Below are 24533 nucleotides of genomic sequence, written 5' to 3' on the forward strand. Positions count from 1 at the left end.
CTTAACCTAACATCAAAGCCAGACGCGCAGCGACTTCGCTTTGCGCCAGCGTTTCTTGTTCACCACTGCGCAGGTCTTTAACCACCACCTGCTGTGCTGCGACTTCGTTCTCACCCAGGATCAGGGCGATACGCGCGCCCCACTTGTCTGCACGGGTGATCTGCTTTTTAAAGTTGCCGCCGCCATAGTTGGTCATCAATTTAATCTGCGGCGCAGCATCACGAACCTGCTCTGCCAGCAACATGGCCGCACTCTGGGTACCCGCACCGCTCGATATGACGTATACGTCGATGGTGGCCGGTGCCTTGAAGTCCGGATTAACCGCCTGAACCAGCAGTACCAAACGCTCCAGCCCCATGGCAAAACCCACGCCAGGGGTAGCGCGCCCCCCCAGTTGCTCAACCAGGCCGTCGTAACGGCCACCGGCACACACGGTGCCCTGAGCGCCCAGGCTGGTGGTGACCCACTCAAACACCGTGCGATTGTAATAATCCAGGCCGCGCACCAGGCGCTCGTTAACGGTATATGGGATACCGGCCTGAGCTAAAAGTTCACACAGCCCGGCAAAGTGGGCTTTGGACTCTTCATCCAGATAGTCGGAAAGACGCGGCGCATCGTTAAGCAGGGTTTGCACTTCTGGATTTTTAGAATCCAGCACGCGCAATGGGTTGCTGTACATGCGGCGCTTGCAGTCTTCGTCGAGTTTTTCCTGATGCTGTTCCAGGAAAGCCACCAGAGCGTCACGGTAGTTGGCGCGAGCTTCCAGTGAACCAATGGAGTTCAGTTCCAGATTGACGTGTTCGGCAATGCCCAGCGCTTTCCACCAGCGGGCGGTCAGCAGGATCAGCTCGGCGTCAATGTCGGGGCCTTGCAGGCCAAATACCTCGGCCCCTAACTGATGGAACTGGCGGTAACGGCCTTTTTGTGGACGTTCGTAACGGAACATCGGGCCGATATACCACAGACGCTGTTCCTGATTGTACAGCAGACCATGTTCGATACCGGCGCGTACGCAGCCAGCCGTTCCTTCCGGGCGCAGCGTCAGGCTTTCGCCGTTGCGGTCCTCGAAGGTATACATTTCTTTTTCCACGACGTCGGTCACTTCACCGATGGCGCGCTTGAATAACGGGGTCTGCTCTACAATCGGCAACCGGATTTCGCTATAGCCATAGCCGCTCAGCACCTGCTTGAGTGTGCCTTCAATACGCTGCCACAGTGCCGTTTCTTCCGGCAGGTAATCGTTCATGCCGCGAATGGCTTGAATGTTTTTTGCCACGTGAGTTCTCTGTCCGTTTATATAAAATGGATCCGATTATAGGGACTTTGCCACCCGCTATTCAACGCAGATGCGCAATCCAGTCCTCGGATTATCAATCAGCGGGCCAATAGCCGCCGACTTATTCTTCCAGAAGATTGATCGAAATGCGCTTGGATCCGTCCATCATGGCCGCTTTGGCCCGGATCTTCGCTTCCAACTGATCAATCATCTGTTCGTTATCAAAACGCTCTTTCTGGCGCACGCCGTCTTCGTAGAAGCCGCTCTTCTTGTGCCCACCGGTTACTCCAATGGTCGACACCAGGGCTTCGCCCGGCCCGTTCACCACGCAACCGATAATGGACACGTCCATCGGGGTGATGAGGTCTTCCAGGCGTTGTTCCAACGCATTGACGGTGCCAATGACGTCAAACTCCTGACGTGAGCAGGTTGGGCAGGCAATGAAGTTGATGCCACGAGCGCGGATGCGCAAGGACTTCAGGATATCAAAGCCAACCTTCACTTCTTCAACCGGATCAGCCGCCAGCGAAATGCGCAGCGTATCGCCGATCCCTTCCGACAGCAGCATGCCCAGGCCAATGGCTGATTTCACCGAGCCACTGCGTGCTCCGCCCGCCTCGGTGATGCCAAGATGCAAGGGTTGGTCAATACGGGCAGCCAGCAGCCGGTAAGACTGTACGGCCAGGAACACGTCGGACGCTTTCACGCTCACCTTGAACTGGTCAAAGTTGAGACGATCCAGAATATCCACGTGACGCATGGCGGATTCCAGCAGCGCTTCCGGCGTAGGTTCGCCGTACTTTTCCTGAATATCTTTTTCCAACGAACCGCCGTTAACACCGATGCGGATCGGGATATTTTTGTCACGCGCACAATCAACCACTGAACGGATACGAGATTCGTTGCCAATGTTGCCAGGGTTGATACGCAGGCAGTCAACGCCGTATTCGGCAACCTGCAACGCAATGCGGTAATCGAAATGGATATCGGCCACCAGCGGTACGTTGACCTGCTGCTTGATCAGCCGAAACGCCTCGGCGGCGTCCATGGTGGGAACGGAAACGCGGACGATATCAACCCCCACGCGCTCCAGAGCACGGATCTGATTAACCGTCGCTTCGACATCGGTGGTACGGGTGTTGGTCATCGATTGCACGGCAATCGGCGCTCCATCGCCTATAGGCACGTTACCGACGTAAATACGGGTGGATTTGCGGCGGTTAATGGGAGCTTGGTTATGCATCAGTTACTCTCCACTGCTGCTCTGACTTAACGACAATAGCCGCGCAATTACTGCGCGGCAACGGTCAGACGAGCAACACGGTTTGACTTGACAAACCGGCTTAAATCGACCGGTTTACCCTGGAATTGGACCTGTACCGAAGCCGGTGCGCCAAGGGTCAGTTTAAACGGCGCCTTGCCAGCCAGATTCAGCCGGGAACCGCTTTTCTGGATGCCGCTGACCAAGGATTTACCCGTCGCGTCAACCACTTGCACCCAGCAGTCGCCGGAAAAATCCATCACCAGCCCGTTGGCATCAGCCTCCGAAGCACTGACGCCAGCAGCACCGGTAGGCAACTGAGCCTGAGCGACTGGCGCGGTCGATGCCGCATCCGGGATAGTAGCCTGGCTTGGTGCTACTACAGCAGGCTGTTGAGCCGCCTGAGGATCAAGCACGGCCGGGACCTGTTGAGTCGTAGCAGCGCTATTGGTTGACGGCGCAGCAGGGCTGTTGTCTGGGACAACTGCCGATGCACCATTATCCACGTTGCCGTCGGTCAATGGCACTGGCTGGCCTTCACCATGCTGAGAAAGCTGTGCGGAAGATTGATCCGCCATGGTGGCGATCTCTTCCTGCTGAGCCTTGTGATTCTGCCACCACCAGGCACCGGTCAAACCCACGACCACAAACACAATCAGCCAGGTAAAGCTCATCAGCCAGCCATCACGCTTTTTACGGCGTTTACCCAAAGAGAAGCTCTGCATCTGAGCCACTTTGGCCGCTCTCACCGGTGCCTGTTTTTCCATCATCGGCAACAGTTCATCTTCTGGCAAATGCACCAGCTTGGCATAGGAACGGATATAACCACGCACGAACGTTGAAGCCAGATCGGCAGACATATTGTCGTCTTCAATGTCGCGCACGGTAGACATTTTTAGGCACAGGCGTTCAGCCACGGCCTGTTGACTCAGCCCGAGTTGTTCACGAGCCTGGCGCAGGCGTTGACCTGTTGTCATAGATACGGTTTTATCTTGGGAATCTTCAGTATTCATTAGCTAAGAACTGCTGGTACTGTTTGGATTGTGGAAAACTTCGCGCTAGCTGTTTGCCATAGCGTTGAACGCTATCCTGACGGCCCGCTAACGCGGCGAAACGAATCTGTAGCCATAGACTGTCGGCACTCGCCGGCAGAACATGTTGATAACTGTCCAATAAAAGTTGCGACTGCGCGCGCTTCCCTTCTCCAAATTGCTTTTCTGCTTCCACTAGCAGCGGAGCCCCCTTGTCCGGATCGATCTTCAGCGCTCGCGTTAATAACTTACGAGCTTCATCATTTTGACCGGCCTTGAGGAAACAGTAACCTGCGTTTTCCAGACTGTCGGCAACCTGGCCATATTCTGGCGCCAGTGCCGCAGCGCTAAACTGCTGTTGGGCCGGTACATACTGCCCTAAACTACAGAGAAACGCACCGTAATTATTCAATACGGTACCGTTACCCGGTGCAAGTTTAAGCGCTTGCTGATAACGCTGTTCAGCGGCGGCGTTATCGCCGATCCGCTGATTGTAGAGTGCCATGCCCAATTGGGTACGATAATCCTGTGGGGCCGCATCGACCGCTTTTTGCAGATTCTGCCTGGCTGCCGGTAGATCGCCCTGGTTCAGATACTCCAGGCCCAGTTGCAACCGGGTCTGGCCTGCCGCCACCGCTGGCCCGTCGTTATCGGGTTGCGAGCTGGAACAGCCCGCCAGCAAACTGGCCGCCAATAATACACCCCACAGTTTCAGCTTCATGCTTGCACTCATTTCCTTATCCGATGTTACCCGATCGCCTGAAGGATTGCTGCTCACATAACAGGCTGTTAGATAACAAAAAAATCATGCTATAGGATTCAGACCGCTCGTACGTTGATAGGTTCCCCGGCCATTTTCTTTTTCAGGGTACGCTTGGTACGATCGATCACCTCTCCCGCCAACTGCCCACAGGCAGCATCGATGTCATCGCCACGGGTTTTACGAACAATAGTCGTAAAGCCGTATTCCATCAACACCTTGGAGAAACGGTCGACGCGGCTGTTGGAGCTGCGGCCATAAGGTGCCCCAGGGAACGGGTTCCATGGGATCAGGTTGATCTTGCACGGCGTATCTTTCAGCACTTCCGCCAGTTGGTGCGCATCGTCGGTGCTGTCGTTGATGTGATCCAGCATCACGTATTCAACGGTGACGCGCCCTTGGTTGGCATTGGATTTTTCCAGATAACGGCGTACCGCCGCCAGGAAGGTTTCAATATTGTACTTACGGTTGATCGGTACGATCTCGTCGCGGATCTTATCGTTAGGCGCATGCAGCGAAATGGCCAGCGCCACATCGATCATATCGCCCAATTTGTCCAGAGCGGGTACGACACCGGAAGTAGACAAGGTAACGCGGCGCTTGGACAGACCAAAACCAAAATCATCCAGCATGATTTCCATCGCTGGCACCACGTTGGTCAGGTTAAGCAGCGGCTCACCCATGCCCATCATCACCACGTTGGTGATAGGACGTTGGCCGGTGACTTTGATCGCGCCCAGGATTTTAGCAGCACGCCAAACCTGGCCGATGATTTCCGAGACGCGCAGGTTGCGGTTAAAGCCCTGCTGAGCCGTGGAACAGAATTTGCACTCCAGTGCGCAGCCTACCTGTGAAGACACGCACAGGGTGGCGCGATCGCCATCTGGGATATAGACGGTTTCGACCTGTTGATCGCCCACCTTGATGGCCCACTTGATGGTGCCATCGGCCGAACGCTGCTCTTCTGCGACTTCCGGCGCACGGATTTCCGCCACGCGTTGTAATTTATTGCGCAGCACCTTGTTGATGTCGGTCATCTGCTCAAAATCGTCGCAGCAATAGTGATACATCCACTTCATCACCTGATCGGCGCGGAAAGGTTTTTCACCCATGTTGGCGAAAAATTCGCGCAATTGCTGACGGTTCAAATCCAGCAGGTTGATTTTGGCGGTAGCCGGTTGTTCCGTTTGCACGGTCAGGGAAGTATTTTCAGACAAGGTATGCTCGGGCGCGATGGGTTCTAACATAATGATCTCTTAGCCTCGTTATTACACGTTATGGCTTGAAGGAGTGAAAAGTAAGTGTGTCATCAAAAGACACGCCCCAGGCAAGATAGCTTCCCTGGGGCGCGGCATTGTACAAATTTTAGTAGCGGGTTTCTACGTCTGAACGGCTTTCACGGCATTTTTATTGTATCTGCCGGTAAATTGCCGGTTTCAGCAGACCCCCACCACAATTAACGTGGGCAGATTTCGCTTTCGTTAAAGAAGTATGCGATTTCACGCTGGGCAGATTCTACTGCGTCTGAGCCGTGCACGGCGTTGGCAGTGAAGCTGTCTGCATAGTCAGCACGCAGGGTGCCGGCCAATGCGTTGTCAGGGTTGGTTGCGCCCATGATGTCACGGTTACGCTGTACGGCATTTTCCGCTTCCAGAACCTGTACCACGATCGGGCCAGAGGTCATGAACTCAACCAGACCGTCGAAGAAAGGACGGCCTTTGTGCTCGGCGTAGAAGCCTTCGGCTTGTTCGCGAGTCAGACGCAACATTTTAGATGCGATGATTTTGAAACCCGCGCGCTCGAAACGAGCATAGATAGCGCCGATGTCATTGTTAGCTACAGCGTTTGGCTTAATGATGGAAAAGGTACGTTCTACGGTCATGATGGCCTCTATTATGTCTTCCAAAACAGGCCGGGCGATAAGGTGAGGTGCCGGCCTTTCAAGTGGCGCAGATTATATGTGCGCTGTTAACGCTTGCCTACGGGAAAATCAACATTTCATTAAAAAAAAATTATCTTAATCCACCATAGTCAGCGACAAATGGGATCCTCGCCGGTGGCCTTACTGGGTTTTATCGGTCGATGGGATCATATTTCGCAGCCAACTGCCCCAGCGACGCTGATAGAAAGCCTGGGTATGGTTGATCAGATAATGGCTCACGCCCCGCGCATTCTCTTCTACCAGGCAAAAGTCGACTGGCTCATCGTTCGGCGCGGTTTCGCTGGCCACCATACCGGCTTCGCTGATCAGGGCTTCAATCTCTGCCGGATCGCCATCCACTTCCAGGCCCACCAGCAGGTTCGGCTTCTCGTCTACGGCACGATCGTGCATTAACGCCAGGAAAGCGCGGCGTACCGGTTTCCGCTGGCTGAACAAGGTCGTCAGCGCATCCACCATCGCCGCCGGATACTCTTCAGGCTGCCCCAGCAGTAGCTGAGTTTCGGTATCGATATAGCGCTCTGCCGGTTTCACTACGCCGCCGGTAGCCAACAGCATGGCGATCTCGGCTGGCAAGAATTCCTTGCCGTGGGTGCCTTTCGGGTTCAGGAACAGTTCGGCACCTTGGGTGATTTCAAACAGCACGCGAGCGGGCATGGCGATAAAGGGTTGCTCATCCTCCACTGCGTTTTGCAGCGCCTCCAGCGAGGTGAAGAAAGGCACCACGCTGCTGCCATCCTGCTTTTCCCAGTGCTGAATGTTCACCGGTGTCTCGGCATTCAGCGTAATTTCACCGTCGTGCGGCACCTGCTCGCTGTCACCCAGAATGTAGACCGTTGAATCCAGCAGTTCGCGGAAAAACGCCGGGCGGTATGCCGGTTCTGAGGCCGCCAGCCTCAGCAGGCGCTCAAGCTCGTTTTCGCCTGAAACGGCGTCATCATCATGATGGTGGGAACTCATTGCCGACTCCTCCAATGTATTAAGGGCCCAGCATGCTGAGCCCCTACGGAAAAACGTAATGTTAAACTTACTTCGCTTTGCTCAGCAACAGGTTGGCCAGCGTACGTACGCCCAGACCGGTTGCGCCTGCTGACCACTGCTCCACGGCACCTTTACGATAGGTGGCAGAACAGTCGATATGCAGCCAACCCTTTTGATAATTCTGCACAAAGTGCGACAGGAAGGCCGCGGCGGTGCTGGCGCCAGCGGTGTAAGCCGGGCCCGCAACGTTGTTCAATTCAGCAAAGTTTGACGGCAACTGGCTGCGGTGAAATTCCGCTAGCGGCAGACGCCAGAACGGCTCGTGCTCTTCATCCGCACTGGCCAACAGCTCTTGCGCCAGCGCATCGTCAAAGCTGAACAGCGCGTGGTAATCATTACCTACCGCCGTTTTCGCTGCGCCAGTCAAGGTCGCGCAGTCGATGATCAACTGCGGGTTTTGCGCGCTGGCATCGATCAGGCCATCGGCCAATACCAGACGCCCTTCCGCATCGGTGTTCATCACTTCAACCGTTTTGCCATTGCGATAGCGGATAATGTCACCCAGTTTAAAGGCGTTACCGCTGACCATATTGTCCGCACAGCACAGGTACAGTTTGACGCGCTGCTGCAAGCCGCGAGCCACCGCCAATGCCAATGCGCCAGTGATGGTGGCCGCGCCGCCCATGTCGGACTTCATCGAGTCCATAAACGCGCTTTGCTTGAGGCTGTAACCGCCGCTGTCGAAGGTGATCCCTTTACCTACCAGGCAGGCAAATACCGGTGCTTCCGGGTTGCCCGTCGGGTTAAAGTCCAGCGCCAACAGCACCGGAGAACGATCGGAACCCCGGCCAACGGTATGAATACCGGCATAGTTCTGCTCACGCAGGTCTTCACCTTTGGTGATGCGATAGCTGACGGCATCACAACCAACAGCACACATCAGATCAACCGCGCGGGTTGCCAGTTGCTCAGGCCCCAGCTCTTCCGCTGGCATATTGATAGTGTCACGCACCCAATCGACAATCTTCAGGCGCTGTTGCAGCTCTTGGCTTTCCGCTTCCGGCAGCTCAGCCCACTCGACGCTACGCTGCCCTTTTGGCCCGCGATAGCCCTGCCAAAACGCCCAGCTGTTTTCCAGGTCCCAGCCTTCCCCGGCCAGTTTCACTTTCTTGATGCCCTGGCCATCGATCCTGCGTGCCGCGCGCTGGATCAGGCCCAGCTTGCCGGAATTGCTCAGATGGATGGTGATGCCTTGGTCATTGGTGCTCAGCAGCGCCTTTTCACCCCAGCGCGCATCGGCGGGTTGCTGGGATAGCGTAATCTGCATGATTTCGGTTGTCATAGCCTTACTCCGGATTATTCTTGTACTAATCTTGTCGGATACAAAATAAACGGGCTGCCTATGGCAGCCCGTCATGCTATTTACTCTGCTTCATCTAACCAGACCAGCAGGATCGCTTCCAGTATTTTTTCATTGGAAGCCTGCGGTTCATCGTCAAATTCTTCCAGATCGCAAATCCACTGGTGCATATCGGTGAAACGCACGGTTTTCGGATCGGTATCTGGATAGGCGTCGTACAGGGCTTCGCCGATTTCGCGGCTGTCTGTCCACTTCAGTCCCATTCTTATCTCCTAGTGCTCGCGCGCATGGTTGACAGTATAACGCGGCATTTCGACCACCAAATCGTCTTCGGTGACGCGGGCCTGGCAGCTCAAGCGGCTTTCCGGCTCCAGCCCCCAGGCTTTGTCCAGCATGTCGTCTTCCAGCTCGCTGCTTTCGGCCAGGGAATCAAACCCTTCACGCACGATGCAGTGGCAGGTGGTACAGGCACAGGATTTCTCACAGGCATGTTCAATTTCAATACCGTTACGCAGTGCGACATCGAGGATAGTTTCCCCAACTTCCGCTTCCAGTACTGCCCCCTCCGGGCAGAGATCTTGATGGGGCAGGAAAACAATTTTCGGCATGGTTAAACCTCATCCACAGAATGGCCAGCCAGCGCACGGCGAATGGAGGCATCCATGCGGCGCGCGGCAAAATCTTGGGTTGTTGCATCGACTATTTTTATTGCGGCCTCGATCGCAGCAGGATCGGAGCCTTGCATCACTTGCTGGAGCTCGGCTACCGCGTTGTTGATAGCCAGGCTTTCTTCGTCACTCAGCAGAGCGGCATCGCTTGCCAGTGCACCTTGCAGGCTTTCCAGCACGCGGGAAGCTTCTACCCGTTGCTCCGCCAGCTTGCGAGCACCGACATCGCTTTGCGCATTGGCCATCGAGTCCTTCAACATGCCGGCAATTTCGGCATCGGACAGGCCATACGAAGGCTTGACCTGAATGGAGGCTTCGACGCCGGTGGATTTCTCCATCGCCGTCACGCTCAGCAGGCCGTCGGCATCCACCTGGAAGGTCACACGGATATGCGCCCCGCCGGCAGGAAGCGGCGGTAAGCCACGCAGCGTAAAGCGCGCCAGCGAACGGCAATCTTGCACCAGTTCACGCTCGCCTTGCAGCACGTGGATCATCATCGCGCTCTGGCCGTCTTTGAAGGTGGTAAACTCCTGCGCACGCGCCACCGGAATGGTGGTGTTACGCGGGATCACCTTTTCAACCAAGCCACCCATGGTTTCCAAGCCAAGCGACAGCGGGATCACGTCCAGCAGCAGCATTTCGCTATCCGGTTTGTTACCCACCAGGATATCCGCCTGGATAGCAGCACCGATCGCCACCACCTTGTCCGGATCGATCGACGTCAGCGGCGTACGGCCAAAGAACTCGCCCACCTGTTCGCGGACCAATGGCACACGGGTTGAACCGCCCACCATCACCACTTCCAGCACCTCTTCGGCACTGACGGCGGCATCTTTCAGCGCGCGGCGGCAAGCCATCAGGGTACGTTTCACCAGCGAGGAAATCAGCGTTTCGAACTGTTCGCGGGTCACTTCACCCTGCCAACCAGCGATATCTACCGTGGTGCTCTGCGCATCGCTCAGGGCGATTTTGACCGCAATCGCAGCATCCAGCAATTGGCGTTGCACACCATGATCGCTACGATCGCTAATACCTGCCTGTTCACGCAACCAGTCCGCCAGCAGATGATCGAAGTCATCGCCACCCAATGCGGAATCACCGCCGGTAGCCAGCACTTCGAACACGCCACGGCTGAGGCGCAAAATGGAAATATCAAAGGTGCCGCCACCCAGATCGTAAACGGCGATGACCCCTTCCTGACCCGAATCCAACCCGTAAGCGATAGCCGCAGCGGTCGGTTCGTTCAACAGGCGCAGCACGTGCAGGCCAGCCAGACGCGCTGCGTCTTTGGTGCCTTGGCGTTGAGCGTCGTCGAAGTAGGCAGGAACGGTGATCACCACACCATCAAGCTCACCTTCCAACGCTGCTTTAGCGCGGGTAGCCAGTGCCTTGAGGATATCGGCGGAAACACCAACTGGGTTAACCAGGCCTGCGGCGGTCACGATCATTGGCAAGCCGTTATCGCTGGCCTGGAACTGATACGGCAGGTTTGGATAGCGTTGTTGCACGTCAGCCAAAGAACGGCCCATCATGCGCTTGACAGAGCTGACCGTATTGACCGGATCTTGTGCCGCCTGTGCACGAGCGCTCCAGCCAACCTGATGTTCGGTGGCCTGATAATGCACCACGGAAGGCAGCAGATAGCGCCCTTCAATGTCGGCCAGCGTCTCGGCCTGGCCGCTACGCACCGTAGCCACCAGCGAGTTGGTTGTCCCCAGATCAATACCGGCAGCCAGGCGGCGCTGATGCGGCGCAGCCGTGAGGCCAGGCTCACTAATTTGTAATAAGGCCATTTACAGAGCTTCCAAAATCGAGATCAAGAATCTATTACTCAAAACCCAGCAGTTTTTCTTCGAGTTGTTCAATCTGTTGCTGGAGTTTGTCCAAAAAGCGTAGCTTGCGCACGGTATCGGCAGCCTGTGACCACTGCTGCTCGTCCAACTCCTGCACCATCTGCGCGCTACGCTGTTTGAAGGTCTTGTTCAGGCGCGTGGCGAAGGCAGCCAGTGCGTTTTGCGCATCCGGCGAGCGTTCAATGGCATCAAGCTCTTCACGCAGCTCCAACTGTTCCATCAGGAACGCGGTGTCGCGCAGGGTATGCTGCTCGTTGCCCAAATCAAAGCCGTGCAAAGATAACATATACTCGGCACGTTTTAACGGGTGCTTCAGCGACTGATAGGCTTCGTTGATGGTCGCCGCCTGCTGTAACGCCATCAGGCGTTCACGCTCCGGTTGGAGGGCATGACGATCGGGGTGGAATTGGCGCTGCAAATCTTGATAGCGTGAGGTAAGCAAGCTGCCGTCTACGCTATAGCGGACCGGCAACCCGAATAAAGTAAAGTAATCCATAGCGTGCTCGGGGCGTTATCGTGATGATTGAGGTTCCCCCGTGGGTCACGGGGGAGCACGATGGACTGTCAGACGTTAAAGCTCTCGCCGCAGCCGCACTCGCTTGAGACGTTCGGGTTGTTGAACTTGAAGCCTTCGTTCAGACCTTCCTTGACGAAATCAAGCTCGGTACCGTCCAGATAGACCAGGCTCTTGCCGTCAATGATCACCTTGACGCCTTTGTCTTCAAAAACGATATCATCGTCGTTCGTTTCATCAACAAATTCGAGCACATACGCCATTCCGGAACAGCCGGAAGTTCGCACGCCCAGACGCAGGCCGAGACCTTTGCCACGGTGGTCCAAAAATGCCTGAACCCGCTGCGCGGCGCTGTCGCTCATGGTAATCGACATAACAACCTCTTCAATCTTAGCCCGCAAGGCGGGCTAACTGACACAATAATAACTACTTGGCGCTGTGCTTGCTCTTGTAGTCGGCGATCGCTGCTTTAATGGCGTCTTCGGCCAGAATTGAGCAGTGAATTTTAACCGGAGGTAACTCCAGTTCTTCGGCGATCTGGGTATTTTTGATCGCTTCGGCCTGATCAAGAGACTTGCCTTTCATCCATTCGGTGACCAGCGAGCTGGAAGCGATGGCGGAACCGCAGCCGTAGGTTTTGAAACGGGCATCTTCAATAATGCCTTCGTTGTTGACCTTGATCTGCAGCTTCATCACGTCGCCACAGGCCGGTGCCCCTACCATACCGCTACCGACGGTAGGATCTTCGTTATCAAACGACCCTACGTTACGCGGGTTTTCATAATGATCGATTACTTTTTCGCTGTAAGCCATGACGTTGCTCCTGGATCCTGAGAATTAATGATGTGCCCATTCGATGCTGTTGATATCCACGCCCTGCTTGAACATGTCCCACAGAGGGGAGAGATCGCGCAGACGGCCAATGGATTTACGCACCAACGAAATGGTGTAATCGATCTCTTCTTCCGTGGTGAAACGCCCCAGGGAGAAACGGATCGAGCTGTGCGCTAACTCATCACTCATACCCAGTGCACGCAGCACATAGGAAGGTTCAAGGCTGGCAGAAGTACAGGCTGAGCCTGAAGAAACCGCCAAGTCTTTCAACGCCATGATCAGCGACTCACCTTCAACATAGTTGAAGCTGACGTTGAGAATGTTCGGTGCACCGTGTTGCAGATCGCCGTTCAGATACACTTCTTCCATATCTTTCACGCCGTTCCACAGACGATCGCGCAGGATGCGCAGGCGTGCCATTTCGCTGGCCATTTCTTCTTTGGCGATACGATAGGCTTCACCCATGGCAACGATCTGATGCACTGCCAGGGTACCAGAACGCATACCGCGCTCATGGCCACCGCCGTGGATCTGGGCTTCGATGCGGATGCGCGGCTTACGCTGCACATACAGGGCACCAATGCCTTTCGGGCCATAAATCTTGTGACCGGAGAAGGACATCAGATCCACTTTCAGCTTGCTCAGGTCGATAGGCAGTTTGCCTACGCTCTGGGTTGCATCGACGTGATAGATGATGCCACGCGCCCGGCACATTTCGCCGATAGCGGCGATATCCTGCACTACGCCAATTTCGTTATTCACGTGCATGATGGAAACTAGGATGGTGTCTTCACGCATCGCGGCTTCGAGAACCTGGAGATCGATGATCCCGTTGCTCTGCGGTGCCAGATAGGTGACTTCAAAACCTTCGCGCTCAAGTTGGCGGCAGGTATCCAGCACGGCTTTATGTTCGGTTTTACAGGTGATGATGTGCTTGCCTTTCTTCTGATAGAAGTTGGCAGCGCCTTTGATCGCCAGGTTATCGGATTCGGTGGCCCCTGAGGTAAACACGATCTCACGCGGGTCCGCACCAACCAGTTCAGCGATCTGGTTACGGGCGATATCAACCGCCTCTTCCGCCTGCCAGCCGAAACGGTGGGAACGGGAGGCCGGGTTACCGAAAGTGCCGTCCAGGGTCAAAAACTGCATCATCTTCTCGGCAACACGCGGGTCGACCGGAGTCGTGGCCGAGTAGTCCAGATAAATCGGTAATTTCATTGCTCTTGTACTCCGTACATCACTTCCAAAAACCAATAAATTAGTCGTCAGCTGCTTATGCGCGCAGATTAACGTTGATCGTTTCTTGCAGACGACCGTTGGCCGTGCGGCGCGTATCGCTATTTTGACGGTCTGCCACGTCCAGCACTTCCTGGTTGTTTACCAGTTCGGCCAGCGTAATATTGTTCAAGAACCCGCTGATGCGCTCGCTCAGATCGCGCCACAGGGTATGGGTCAGGCAACGATCGCCCCCCTGGCAGCCTTCTTTACCCTGGCAACGGGTGGCGTCTACCGATTCGTCGACTGCGGAAATCACCGCGCCTACGGCGATAGCGTCCGCTTCTTTGCCCAACAGGTAACCACCGCCTGGCCCACGCACGCTGGCCACCAGGCCATTCTTACGCAGACGGGAAAACAGTTGTTCCAGATAAGAGAGCGAGATACCTTGGCGTTCGGAAATATCCGCCAGTGGTACCGGCCCTTCCTGGGAGTGTAATGCCACGTCGAGCATGGCAGTTACTGCATAACGGCCTTTGGATGTCAGTCTCATAGCTAATTGGTTACCTGTTGGTCAAACATGGGCCAAATTCTGACATTCCCGAGTAAATCAGTCAACTATTTAACCTACTAATTTACTCAAGTATTCGTGCTTTTTGTGCGCTTTGCTATCCGATGCATATAAAATACACCTTATAACCCGCAGATAAGCAATACTATCTTGCCTAACTGCGGGTGACAGCAAAATTAATTACCTTGCTGTTTATCCTGTTTCTCGATCGAGGTCAGCATACCACGCAAGATATTCAGCTCCTGCGCTTCCGGGCGTGCCCGGGCAAACAGGCGGCGTAAACGGTTCATCACCTGCCCTGGATGGGCGGCGCGGATAAAGCCGGTGCGCACCAAAGTCTGCTCCAGATGCTGATAGAAGCGTTCAATATCATCCACCAGAGGATACGGCGACTCTTCCACCGGTGCGGCATCAGCCTGCTGGCGATCGAGGAAGGCAACGCGAACCTCATACGCCAGGATTTGCACCGCCATGGCCAGATTCAGCGAGCTGTACTCCGGGTTGGCAGGAATGGCGACATGATAATGGCATTTCTGTAATTCGTCATTGGTTAGCCCAACGCGTTCACGGCCAAAGACCAACGCAACCGGCCCCTGCTCGCCTTCCTGTACTGCGCGCACGCCGCATTCGCGGGGTTCCAGCATCGGCCATGGGAGAGTGCGCGAGCGAGCGCTGGTGCCCACTACCAAGCGGCAACCCGCAATGGCTTCATCAAAGGTATCGACAATCGTGGCGTTGCCAATCACATCGCTGGCGCCTGCGGCCAGGGCGATCGCCTGGGAATCGGGTTTCACCAGTGGATTGACCAGATAAAGGTTGGTTAACCCCATGGTTTTCATGGCACGGGCAGTAGAGCCCATGTTGCCGGTATGAGAGGTTTCAACCAGAACAATGCGGATATTGTGCAGCATACAAACTCTGAGCGTTGCGGAAAATCGTAGCATCCTAACACAGTCGTAGGTATTTTGCCGAACACCTGCTATACTTCGCGCCGTTTCCTGTTCTTTAACATCCTGTGGAAGATACCCATGCATCCGATGCTGACTATCGCCGTGCGCGCTGCGCGCAAGGCTGGCAACCTGATTGCCAAAAATTACGAGACTCCAGACGCTGTAGAAGCGACACAAAAAGGTTCTAACGACTTTGTCACTAACGTCGATCGCGAGGCTGAGCGTCTGATCATCGAAATCATCCGTAAATCTTACCCGAAACACACCGTTATTGGTGAAGAGTGCGGTGAGTTAACCGGCGAAGATCAGGATGTACAATGGGTGATTGATCCACTGGATGGCACCGCCAACTTCATCAAACGTCTTCCACACTTCTCCGTTTCCATCGCCGTACGCATTAAAGGCCGTACCGAAGTGGCCGTGGTTTACGATCCAATGCGCAACGAACTGTTCACTGCCACCCGTGGCCAGGGCGCACAGCTCAACGGTTACCGTCTGCGCGGCACCAATGCCAAAGATCTGGATGGCACCATCCTGGCGACCGGCTTCCCGTTCAAAGTCAAACAGCACGCACCGGCTTACATTAACGTGCTGGGCAAACTGTTCACCCAATGTGCCGACTTCCGCCGTACCGGTTCAGCCGCGCTGGATCTGGCCTACGTTGCCGCTGGCCGCGTTGATGGTTTCTTTGAAATTGGCCTGAAGCCTTGGGACTTTGCTGCTGGCGAATTGCTGGTACGTGAGTCTGGCGGCCTGGTCACCGACTTCGTTGGCGGCCATAACCACTTCAGCTCTGGCAACGTAGTTGCAGGTAACCCACGTGTGGTGAAAGCATTGCTTTCCAATATGCGTGAAGAGCTGAGTGAAGCGCTGAAGCGTTAATAACTCAGCTGAAAATCAAGGCGCTGCATTTGCAGCGCTTTTTTTTTCCTCAGCGGGCAAAAGGCCGTATCCCGCCGCCAAATTCCGGCTGAGCGCTGACGTACAGCAGCAAACCGGCAAACAGCAGAATTAAACCTCCGGCTAACGCCAACGAGCCCCAAGCAACCGCACTCCAGGCCGCCGGTGCGCGCTGGCGGCTGATGCGTATCGCCAGCTTACGGCTGTAATGCACCAACAGCGCCAATCCGGAAATCGTGATCGAGGTACCCAGTGCCATGGCCAGTGCCGACAACACACCCCAGGTAAAAACACCGATCACCTTGGAAAACAGCAAGACCAGGATCGCCCCGGAGCAAGGCCGCAGACCCATTGCCAGCACAATCGCCGTTTTGGTGCGCCAATCATTGCCGGCTTGCAGTTCCTCATCGCTCGGCAAATGCCGGTGGCCACAACCACAATTCGCGCTATGGACATGATCGGCAGTCAGAGGCTGCAAGCTGTTGATGCGCCGCGCAGGCCGAGGCCGCATGGCTTTCACCGCCATAAACAAGCGCTTTAACGCCCGCCAACTGAGCAAGACACCGAGCAGGATCACCAGAATAAAACTGCCCTTCTCCAGCCAGAAACTACTTTGATGCAACTGCCGGGAAGAAAGTTGCAGCACCACCAGCACTAGCGTGACCAGGGCAATCGCGACCAATCCCTGAACCACAGAGGCGGCAAACGTCAGCTTCAGGCTGCTTTTCAACCGTGCCGGGTGGGTAGCCAGATAGGTGGCGATCACCACTTTACCGTGGCCCGGCCCCAGGGCATGCAACACGCCATAGCCTAAACTGAACAGCATCAGTGCCACTCCCGCTTGCTGGGGAGCCGCCTTGACCTGTTGCAGCAAGGCCGCCATTTCCTGATGTAACCCTTTCTGCCACACCACGCTTTGCATCAACAGCTGCGGCCAGTAATGCCAAACCCACTGGGCCACCGCCGCCAGCAGAATGAAGAACAGCAACAGCGGCCACAGGCTGAAGGCCCAATGGCGCTGAGGTTTGCTGGTCTGGCTGAGGTTTATTGACATGTTAACGTCACCCGCTGGGCAAACTGTTGCCCTAATGCCATATCTTCACCGGGCGAGTCGTTCTTATCGAGAGACAATGCATAAGCTTGTAATGACGAATCGGGCTTTGGCGTCACCAGGCTGAATTTGCACTGCTTTGCCATCTCTGGCGGCAAGTGCAGCGCCTTTTGATCCTGATAGGTCATGTCCACAAAATAGGTGGGATCGTAGGTGGCAATCTCAAAGGGTTCTCCCACCAGCGGCTGTGGCTCCGCCAGCGGCAGCACAAACTCCAGCACGGCTTTATGGCCCTGCCGGGATAGATGGTATTCGGTTGGCAGATTGAGGTATTTCACCGGTTTGCCTGCGCGGTAAATATCGGTGAAATAGTGCTGCCCGAGGACGTTAGCCATTACTTCCGCCGCCAGTTTTTTCCAGACTTCTGAATCGCTGTTGGCATTTTCTGCGTCATACAGCAGATCCGCCGAGGTGATCTCATCCATTACCCAAACCATTTTTAAACCGGTCAGCTTCTGATCCTTAGCCACAAAGGTGGTGTTCATATCGATAAAACTGTGTGGGTGGGCGAGTGCGCCCATGCAGGTCATCATTAGCAAGCAGGCCACCAGGCCACGGAGTTTCATCATCCAAGCATACTTTTTATTGTTATAATATAACATCAACCAAACCTCAACCGGCGTTAACAAGCCGAATAACTGTGACGAAAGTAGTAAGCCGAAGTAAAAGCAGGGGCAACTGCCACGGCCCACAGAGCCTTTTGCTATGCTTAAACATAATTTAAACACGACCTGCCAGAAGGTGATATGAGCCTGGAGACTTCTTCTGCGCCTGAGTTTTCAGGTCAACAACGGCGCTGTCATTTACTGCTGATGCTGTATGCGCCAGTACCCTCGGTACAACTGGAGACCATCGGCCAAATCAACGGCGTAGACCTGCTCATTACCCGGCAAGATATAGCTGAGGTTGCCCGCGAGATCCAGCATTTCCATCATCTGGAAATCAGCGGCGATCCCTACGAGGGCTACCAGATCCAGGGCAGCGCGCTGGATCTTCGCTTGTGTCTGCTCCAATGGCTACGGCGAGCCTTGCGTTGCAGCCCAGAGTTTGTCGAGCAACACTTTGGCCCTCAGTTTCAGCGGGCGATGCAACTTCAACACCCACAGCTTCCGGCACTGGAATTGTGCATCAACCAATGTGAACAGCGCCTTAACCGCCGCTTTGAGCAGCGTGACCGACTGTTTTTGCAACACTATCTTTGTTATTGCGTCTGGGCTAGCCAGCATCAGCGCCATCCTCAATTTGATCGCCGCCAGCATGAGTGGCTGCAAACCAAGCCAGAGCATCTGGCGGCAGAGGAACTGCATCAAGCGCTAAATCAGCTATTTGGCCAGCCCGGTGACAGTAGAGAATGTGACTTCCTGGCGTTGATGTTTACCCTGCTGAAAAGTCACAGCTACCAGAGCAGTGATTCGCCCGAGGACCAACGCCTGATGGCGGCCATCGGGCAGGTGGTGGAACGCTTCCAACAGATCTCCGGCATGCATTTCAGCAGCCAGGAGGGGTTAATCAGCCAGCTGTTTGCCCATTTGGCCCCTGCCGTGGAACGCTGCCGGTTTGCTATCGGCATAGACAATACGCTACTGGAAGAGGTGGTCCGTAAATATCCCCGTCTGATGCGTACCACACAGGAGGCGTTAGCGCCGTTTGAACAGGAATATGAGATTCAATTTTCGCGGGAAGAAGCAGGGCTAGTGGCGATCAGCTTTGGTGCCTGGTTGATGCAGGGCAACGCGCTGCATGAAAAGCAGATACTGTTGCTGACGCTGGATAACCCGCAGTTGGAAGAAGAAGTGGAATATCAGATCCGCGAATTGACGCTATTGCCATTGAATATCAAATATCAGCCCTTACACGACTACCTGCTTGCTGGTGCACCACAAGGGATTACGCTGGTGATTAGCCCCTACGCCACACCGAGCCAGGAGCAACCACCCACACTGATTATTACCGAACTGCCGCTGGAGCGTCAGCAGCGCAAGGCGATCCGTGCGCTGCTGGAAAGCCATTAACGGCTATTGCTAACCGCCACCGCCGGTGGGCGAATAAACAACGCTGGCACCACCACCGCGACCATCACCCAGAACACTCCGCCCTGATAGTGCTCGAACAGGAAGCCCGCCACTACGGTCATCACGGCAATGCCGCCGCCCATCGCCAGCGCCGAATAAACTGCCTGCAGACGGATCACTTCCGCCCCCTGACGCGCCGCAATAAAGCGCATTGCCGCCAGATGGCAGACCGTGAAGGTACCACAGTGCAGCACCTGCACCAGCAACAGCCAGCCGATTTCCGTCGTGGTTGCCATCAGGCCCCAGCGCAGCAGACCACATACGGCGGAAAGTAACAGCAGATTACGCGCATTCCAACGGCGGAACAGGAAATTGCTGCTGGCAAAGATAACCACTTCAGCGACCACCCCCAAAGACCACAGGTAGCCGATAGTCGCCGCAGAGTAACCCGCCTCTTCCCAATAGATGGAGGCAAAGCTGTAATAACCGGCATGTGCCCCTTGCAACAGCGTCACACACAGCAGAAAACGCCAGACAGGCCCTTCGCTGAGCAGTTCACGCCAGGAGCGGCTAGGTTCATTCTGCGCCCGAGACTCACCTTGTGGCAGCACGCTCGGTTTCAGCAACATGCCCACCAGCATCACCAGGATGCTGACCAACAGGCTGATCAAAATCGCATTATGGCCCCAAACGGACACCAGCTTGCCGGTTAACGCCGAGCCGATCACAAAGGCCAGCGATCCCCATAACCGCACCCGGCCATAGTCCAGAGTGATCTGCCGTTGCCAGGTGGCAGCCAACGCATCGGTCAGCGGAACCAGCGGGGAGAAGAACAGGTTAAAACCGGCGATCACCAGCATCAGCCAGGCCCAGCCATTACCGAAACAAAAGCCGACGGCAAACGCCAGGGAGAGCAATGCCAACAAACGCAACGCGGTGATTAAATAGGAGGGATCTTTAACGCGTGGAGCAATCAGCAAACTACCAAGGAAGCGCGCCACCAGGCCAGCGCCGAGCAAGATACCAATGGTTTCAGGCGGTATACCCTCACCTTTTAACCAAACACTCCAAAACGGTAGATAGATGCCATAGGAAAAGAAGTACGTGAAATAACTGAGAGCGAGCCAACGCGTTGATTGCAGAACCATGTTCCCTCCAGGATGAGGGCAATACTTTGACAGAGCTCACACCTTGCAGCAATCTTCATTCATGTTCAAAGGGCTATAGTGCAAAGCAGTTCACAGTTTAGCTGCAACAATGCTAAAAAAAACCCGCCGAGGCGGGTTTATCTGCAAACCAATCAAAGTACTTAGGCGTAAACCGGGAAGCGAGCGCAGATATCCAGCACTTTCTTCTTGGTACGTTCGATGGTGGCTTCGTCGTTCAGGTTGTCCAGCACGTCACAAATCCAGCCAGCCAGTTCACGCACTTCGGCTTCTTTAAAGCCACGGCGAGTCACCGCTGGAGTACCCAGACGGATGCCAGAAGTCACAAACGGGCTCTTCGGATCGTTTGGCACGCTGTTTTTGTTAACCGTGATGTTAGCACGGCCCAACGCGGCATCGGCTTCTTTACCGGTCAGGTTCTTATCTACCAGATCCAGCAGGAACAGGTGGTTATAGGTGCCGCCGGAAACCACTTTGTAACCGCGCTCCAGGAACACTTTCACCATCGCTTTGGCGTTATCGGCCACTTGCTGCTGGTAAACCTTGAACTCAGGCTCCATCGCTTCTTTCAACGCTACCGCTTTACCGGCGATCACGTGCATCAGCGGGCCGCCCTGGCCACCGGGGAAGACAGCAGAGTTCAGCTTCTTATACAGCTCTTCATCACCACCTTTGGCCAGGATCAGGCCACCGCGCGGACCCGCCAGCGTTTTATGGGTGGTGGTGGTCACGACGTGGGCATGAGGAACCGGGTTCGGGTAAACGCCAGCGGCAATCAGGCCCGCCACGTGTGCCATATCCACGAACAGATAAGCGCCGATGCTGTCTGCGATTTCACGCATTTTTGCCCAATCAACCACACCGGAGAAGGCAGAGAAACCGCCGATGATCATTTTTGGTTTGTGGGTCTGCGCCTGTTTGGCCAGATCGTTATAGTCAATCTGCCCAGTTTCGTCGATGCCGTAAGGCACCACGTTATACAGCTTACCGGACAGGTTTACCGGTGAACCGTGCGTCAGGTGGCCGCCGTGTGCCAGGTTCATCCCCAGGATGGTGTCGCCCGGCTGCAGCAGTGCGGTATAAACGGCAAAGTTAGCCTGGGAACCTGAGTGTGGCTGCACGTTGGCATAGTCAGCACCGAACAGCTCTTTGGCGCGATCGATCGCCAGTTGCTCAACGATATCAACGTATTCGCAACCGCCGTAGTAACGCTTGCCTGGATAGCCTTCTGCGTATTTGTTGGTCAGTTGGGAACCCTGAGCCTGCATCACGCGCGGGCTGGTGTAGTTCTCAGACGCAATCAGCTCAATGTGCTCTTCCTGACGCACGACTTCCTGCTCCATTGCATGCCACAGTTCGGCATCATAATCAGCAATGTTCATTTCACGCTTTAACATCCGGCATCTCCTGACTGAAATCAGCTAACTTAATTTACCCCTACGGGTGCTGGGCAACAGTGTAAACCGTTTCGGCCTATCGAAGATAGGTCTTGACAGAGGTTTTTACGCAAACGATTGGCATCACGTGGCGTAAGGCTTTGAACCCTTAAAGGCCACATTTTGGCAACGGAGTTTTACTCATCAACAAAATGCGCTTTTTTCATGTTCTGTGAAGGCGATCGACGGTTAACAACCCCATAACAATAACAGGGATATTTACAAGCACGGGGTAATTTTATAAGATGCATTTAAAATACACCTATTAGACAAACATAAAACGCCCGCCAAGGAGTATCACCATGCTGGATAGTCAAACCATCGCCACCGTTAAATCGACCATTCCCCTGTTAGCCGAAACCGGCCCCAAACTGACCGCCCACTTCTACGATCGCATGTTTGCCCATAACCCTGAATTGAAAGATATTTTCAATATGAGCAACCAGCGTAACGGCGATCAGCGCCAGGCGTTGTTCGATGCCATCTGCGCTTACGCCAGCAATCTGGAAAACCTGGCCGCCCTGCTGCCTGCGGTAGAACGCATTGCCCAGAAGCACGCCAGCTTCAATATCCAGCCCGATCAGTATCAGATTGTCGGCCACCACCTGTTAGCCACGTTGGACGAAATGCTCAGCCCTGGCCAGGAAGTGCTTGATGCCTGGGGAAAAGCCTACGGGGTGCTGGCCAACGTGTTTATTCAGCGTGAAGGCCAGATCTATCAGGAAACGGAAAAGAGTGACGGTGGCTGGCGTGATTTGCGTGCCTTCCGCATCGTGAAAAAACAGCCTCAGAGCGAGGTCATATCCAGCTTTGTACTGGCTCCAGTAGACGGTGGTCGCGTGGCCGATTATCAGCCAGGCCAGTATCTGGCGATTTATATTAACGATGACAGCCTGCAACATCAGGAGATCCGCCAATATTCACTCACCACCGCACCGAACGGGGAATATTATCGTATCGCGGTCAAACGTGAGGAACGGGGCGCCGTTTCCAACTTCCTACATCAGCAGGCCAAAGAAGGCGATATCATTCATCTTGCGGCACCACACGGCGATTTCTTCCTGCAGGTAGAACCGACTACGCCAGTGGCATTAATCTCGGCAGGCGTTGGCCAAACGCCAATGCTGGGGATGCTTAACACCCTGCACAACAATCAGCATCCGGCCAACATCCACTGGTTACATGCTGCAGAAAACGGTGCGGTGCATGCTTTTGCCGACGAAGTGGCGGATATCGCCGGGCGTATGCCTAATCTGAGCCGTCATGTCTGGTACCGTGAACCCAATGCCGATGATGTGCAGGGCCGCGATTATCACAGCCAGGGCCTGATGGATCTGAGCGCATTGCGTAGCGAGTTGAGCGATCCGCAGATGCATTACTACTTCTGTGGCCCGGTGCCGTTTATGCAGCACGTGGGTAAGCAGTTGCTTGAGATGGGCGTGGAGGCCGAACGTATCCACTACGAATGCTTCGGCCCGCATAAGGTGCTGTAACATTCTAGTGTCTTGATAACATTATCAGGTGCGAATGTTATTGATTACTTTGCGCGATAAGTGCGGGTGCCTAAGAAACGGTACCCGCGAAAATTATCAACGGATTTGACCTCAATCTAAAACCTACAATTTCCTTAATGTTATTCCCCTTTCCACTATCGTTTTTAAACCGACATTGTGGTAAATCTACGCCCCATTGATAAGGACTTTGCATGGAGCGCAAGGATGATCCAGCTTTCAGCATCCCGCTGTATTTTCGCCAGTAATCTGATCCGCCACTCTCGCCATACTCCCGTCAGGCTAATACCTTTTTTGGCAACCATAGCTGTTCATTCACGTTGTTAATTATGGAAAGTGTACGTTGATCGCATCAGTGGACTCACTATTTGCGTCATCTTCAAGGAGGTACAGAGATGCAACAGACCGTACAGGACTGGGTAAGAAACACGGCGGGTACACCGTTGTATGCCATCCTGGCCAATACCCATGGTGCGCAAGGCATCAAGGCCTATTACCGTGAGGACGGCAGCCGCACGCCGCACGGGCTTTACGCCAATACGCCCTATGCCAACTGGTTTGAAGTGATGCCGGTACTGGTGCAACTAAACGAAGGCAGCCCATTCTTACGCTGGGTGGCAGAAACCCCTTTACGCAACTGGGGCTGGCTGGCACGTTCGCCGTTGCCGCAGGCTGCCCTGGCGGCCCACCTTGCCGGTTTGACGCAGGTGATCATGCCCAGCGGCAAAGCGGTGTTTTTCCGCTATTGGGATGGGCGCTATCTGCCAGCTTACCTGCGCTACTTTGGCAATGAGTGGCGCTCTATCCTGCCGGTATTCTCCGATTACTGGGTGAACGGCGAGGGTTTTACCTGCCCGGTAGATCCTTCTGCGCAGGCCCAGATCAGCCCCTGGTGGCAGGTGCCCCAAGGGATGGTGGATGCTCTGCTGGATGAAGATCCGGAGCCGCTGATCGCCAACCAGCTGACCTGGCTGCGCGAGAATGAGTTTGAACTCTATCAAGCCGTGCCAGAACCGGTTTTGCGCCAGATAGCGCTGCGGCTTTACCCACAGGTCTGGCAACAGACGCCAGATCCGAAGAAGCGAACCGCCCGGTTGTCCCAGGCCCTGGTAGATGCGCTGAGCCGCCGTACCAATCCGTTCGAGGTGATCACCTTCAACGTTTCCTCTTTTCGACCGTGAGTA

25 protein-coding genes are annotated in these 24533 nt (G+C 54.9%); 4 read left to right on the forward strand and 21 right to left on the reverse strand.

The genetic code is table 11. The features are described 5' to 3' along the window. Window position 1: 1 nt before the first annotated feature. From hisS to trmJ, 17 genes are all read right to left on the reverse strand, one after another. Window positions 2-1276, reverse strand: coding sequence for a histidine--tRNA ligase (gene hisS, locus ACMV5H_RS11730; protein ID WP_021178848.1), 1275 nt, complete (start codon window positions 1274-1276; stop codon window positions 2-4). A gap of 121 nt (window positions 1277-1397) precedes the next feature. Next, on the reverse strand, window positions 1398-2519 hold the full coding sequence (gene ispG / locus ACMV5H_RS11735; RefSeq protein ID WP_021178849.1) for a flavodoxin-dependent (E)-4-hydroxy-3-methylbut-2-enyl-diphosphate synthase: 1122 nt from the start codon (window positions 2517-2519) through the stop codon (window positions 1398-1400). A 47-nt stretch (window positions 2520-2566) separates the two neighbouring features. Beyond that, complete coding sequence (gene rodZ, locus ACMV5H_RS11740) at window positions 2567-3550, reverse strand: cytoskeleton protein RodZ (protein ID WP_166733164.1); 984 nt, start codon at window positions 3548-3550, stop codon at window positions 2567-2569. Next, entirely contained in the window at window positions 3540-4289 is a 750-nt protein-coding gene (gene pilW / locus ACMV5H_RS11745) for a type IV pilus biogenesis/stability protein PilW (protein WP_021807187.1), read from the reverse strand. Before pilW ends, rodZ begins: the two co-directional genes overlap by 11 nt. A gap of 98 nt (window positions 4290-4387) precedes the next feature. Then, complete coding sequence (locus tag ACMV5H_RS11750) at window positions 4388-5575, reverse strand: bifunctional tRNA (adenosine(37)-C2)-methyltransferase TrmG/ribosomal RNA large subunit methyltransferase RlmN (RefSeq protein WP_021178852.1); 1188 nt, start codon at window positions 5573-5575, stop codon at window positions 4388-4390. Window positions 5576-5784: 209 nt separating this feature from the next. Beyond that, complete coding sequence (gene ndk / locus ACMV5H_RS11755; protein WP_004952077.1) at window positions 5785-6210, reverse strand: nucleoside-diphosphate kinase; 426 nt, start codon at window positions 6208-6210, stop codon at window positions 5785-5787. A 180-nt stretch (window positions 6211-6390) separates the two neighbouring features. Next, window positions 6391-7227, reverse strand: a complete 837-nt coding sequence (gene sseB, locus ACMV5H_RS11760) for an enhanced serine sensitivity protein SseB (RefSeq protein WP_021807188.1) — start codon at window positions 7225-7227, stop codon at window positions 6391-6393. A gap of 67 nt (window positions 7228-7294) precedes the next feature. After that, window positions 7295-8590, reverse strand: coding sequence for an aminopeptidase PepB (pepB, locus tag ACMV5H_RS11765; protein ID WP_115159562.1), 1296 nt, complete (start codon window positions 8588-8590; stop codon window positions 7295-7297). A gap of 80 nt (window positions 8591-8670) precedes the next feature. Then, window positions 8671-8871 (reverse strand): Fe-S cluster assembly protein IscX, encoded by a 201-nt coding sequence (gene iscX / locus ACMV5H_RS11770; protein ID WP_021178855.1) that lies wholly within the window; start codon window positions 8869-8871, stop codon window positions 8671-8673. Between the two features lie 9 nt (window positions 8872-8880). After that, entirely contained in the window at window positions 8881-9216 is a 336-nt protein-coding gene (gene fdx / locus ACMV5H_RS11775; RefSeq protein ID WP_021178856.1) for an ISC system 2Fe-2S type ferredoxin, read from the reverse strand. A gap of 2 nt (window positions 9217-9218) precedes the next feature. Beyond that, window positions 9219-11069 carry a Fe-S protein assembly chaperone HscA gene (gene hscA / locus ACMV5H_RS11780; RefSeq protein ID WP_115159563.1) on the reverse strand — a complete coding sequence of 617 codons (1851 nt, stop codon included), beginning with the start codon at window positions 11067-11069 and terminating at the stop codon, window positions 9219-9221. A 34-nt stretch (window positions 11070-11103) separates the two neighbouring features. Then, window positions 11104-11625 carry a co-chaperone HscB gene (gene hscB, locus ACMV5H_RS11785; protein ID WP_021807191.1) on the reverse strand — a complete coding sequence of 174 codons (522 nt, stop codon included), beginning with the start codon at window positions 11623-11625 and terminating at the stop codon, window positions 11104-11106. A gap of 68 nt (window positions 11626-11693) precedes the next feature. Beyond that, window positions 11694-12017, reverse strand: a complete 324-nt coding sequence (iscA, locus tag ACMV5H_RS11790; RefSeq protein WP_021178859.1) for an iron-sulfur cluster assembly protein IscA — start codon at window positions 12015-12017, stop codon at window positions 11694-11696. Between the two features lie 52 nt (window positions 12018-12069). After that, on the reverse strand, window positions 12070-12456 hold the full coding sequence (gene iscU / locus ACMV5H_RS11795; RefSeq protein WP_004952090.1) for a Fe-S cluster assembly scaffold IscU: 387 nt from the start codon (window positions 12454-12456) through the stop codon (window positions 12070-12072). 24 nt (window positions 12457-12480) lie between these two features. Next, the gene (locus tag ACMV5H_RS11800; RefSeq protein WP_021178860.1) at window positions 12481-13695 is read right to left on the reverse strand and encodes an IscS subfamily cysteine desulfurase; all 1215 of its coding nucleotides are present in this window, start codon (window positions 13693-13695) and stop codon (window positions 12481-12483) included. 55 nt (window positions 13696-13750) lie between these two features. Further along, on the reverse strand, window positions 13751-14245 hold the full coding sequence (gene iscR / locus ACMV5H_RS11805) for a Fe-S cluster assembly transcriptional regulator IscR (RefSeq protein ID WP_021807192.1): 495 nt from the start codon (window positions 14243-14245) through the stop codon (window positions 13751-13753). A 194-nt stretch (window positions 14246-14439) separates the two neighbouring features. Further along, complete coding sequence (gene trmJ / locus ACMV5H_RS11810; RefSeq protein WP_021807193.1) at window positions 14440-15174, reverse strand: tRNA (cytosine(32)/uridine(32)-2'-O)-methyltransferase TrmJ; 735 nt, start codon at window positions 15172-15174, stop codon at window positions 14440-14442. Between the two features lie 117 nt (window positions 15175-15291). Between trmJ and suhB the strand changes: the two genes are divergently transcribed. Beyond that, window positions 15292-16095 (forward strand): inositol-1-monophosphatase, encoded by an 804-nt coding sequence (gene suhB / locus ACMV5H_RS11815; RefSeq protein WP_021178863.1) that lies wholly within the window; start codon window positions 15292-15294, stop codon window positions 16093-16095. Between the two features lie 49 nt (window positions 16096-16144). Here suhB and ACMV5H_RS11820 read toward each other — a convergent pair whose 3' ends face one another. Both ACMV5H_RS11820 and ACMV5H_RS11825 read right to left on the reverse strand, forming a co-directional pair. Continuing rightward, window positions 16145-17167 (reverse strand): nickel/cobalt transporter, encoded by a 1023-nt coding sequence (locus ACMV5H_RS11820; protein WP_414821884.1) that lies wholly within the window; start codon window positions 17165-17167, stop codon window positions 16145-16147. Next, entirely contained in the window at window positions 17158-17793 is a 636-nt protein-coding gene (locus ACMV5H_RS11825; protein WP_223498210.1) for a DUF1007 family protein, read from the reverse strand. The genes ACMV5H_RS11820 and ACMV5H_RS11825 overlap by 10 nt, the downstream gene beginning before the upstream one ends. 177 nt (window positions 17794-17970) lie before the next feature. On the opposite strand from ACMV5H_RS11825, the gene csiE reads away from it, so the two are divergent. Then, entirely contained in the window at window positions 17971-19236 is a 1266-nt protein-coding gene (csiE, locus tag ACMV5H_RS11830) for a stationary phase inducible protein CsiE (RefSeq protein WP_021807196.1), read from the forward strand. Here the strand turns inward: csiE and ACMV5H_RS11835 are convergent. After that, the gene (locus ACMV5H_RS11835; protein WP_414821885.1) at window positions 19233-20384 is read right to left on the reverse strand and encodes a 3-phenylpropionate MFS transporter; all 1152 of its coding nucleotides are present in this window, start codon (window positions 20382-20384) and stop codon (window positions 19233-19235) included. The genes csiE and ACMV5H_RS11835 overlap by 4 nt on opposite strands. A gap of 161 nt (window positions 20385-20545) precedes the next feature. Further along, a complete protein-coding gene (glyA, locus tag ACMV5H_RS11840; RefSeq protein WP_024529358.1) occupies window positions 20546-21799 on the reverse strand; it encodes a serine hydroxymethyltransferase in 1254 nt (417 codons plus the stop codon). A gap of 341 nt (window positions 21800-22140) precedes the next feature. Between glyA and hmpA the strand changes: the two genes are divergently transcribed. Together hmpA and ACMV5H_RS11850 are read left to right on the forward strand one after the other, a co-directional pair. Continuing rightward, the gene (gene hmpA, locus ACMV5H_RS11845; RefSeq protein WP_094982796.1) at window positions 22141-23331 is read left to right on the forward strand and encodes an NO-inducible flavohemoprotein; all 1191 of its coding nucleotides are present in this window, start codon (window positions 22141-22143) and stop codon (window positions 23329-23331) included. 413 nt (window positions 23332-23744) lie between these two features. Then, a complete protein-coding gene (locus tag ACMV5H_RS11850; RefSeq protein ID WP_021807200.1) occupies window positions 23745-24530 on the forward strand; it encodes a DUF4123 domain-containing protein in 786 nt (261 codons plus the stop codon). Window positions 24531-24533: the final 3 nt, after the last annotated feature.

This window comes from Serratia sp. N21D137, from assembly GCF_047530005.1.
Taxonomy (GTDB): domain Bacteria; phylum Pseudomonadota; class Gammaproteobacteria; order Enterobacterales; family Enterobacteriaceae; genus Chania; species Chania fonticola_B.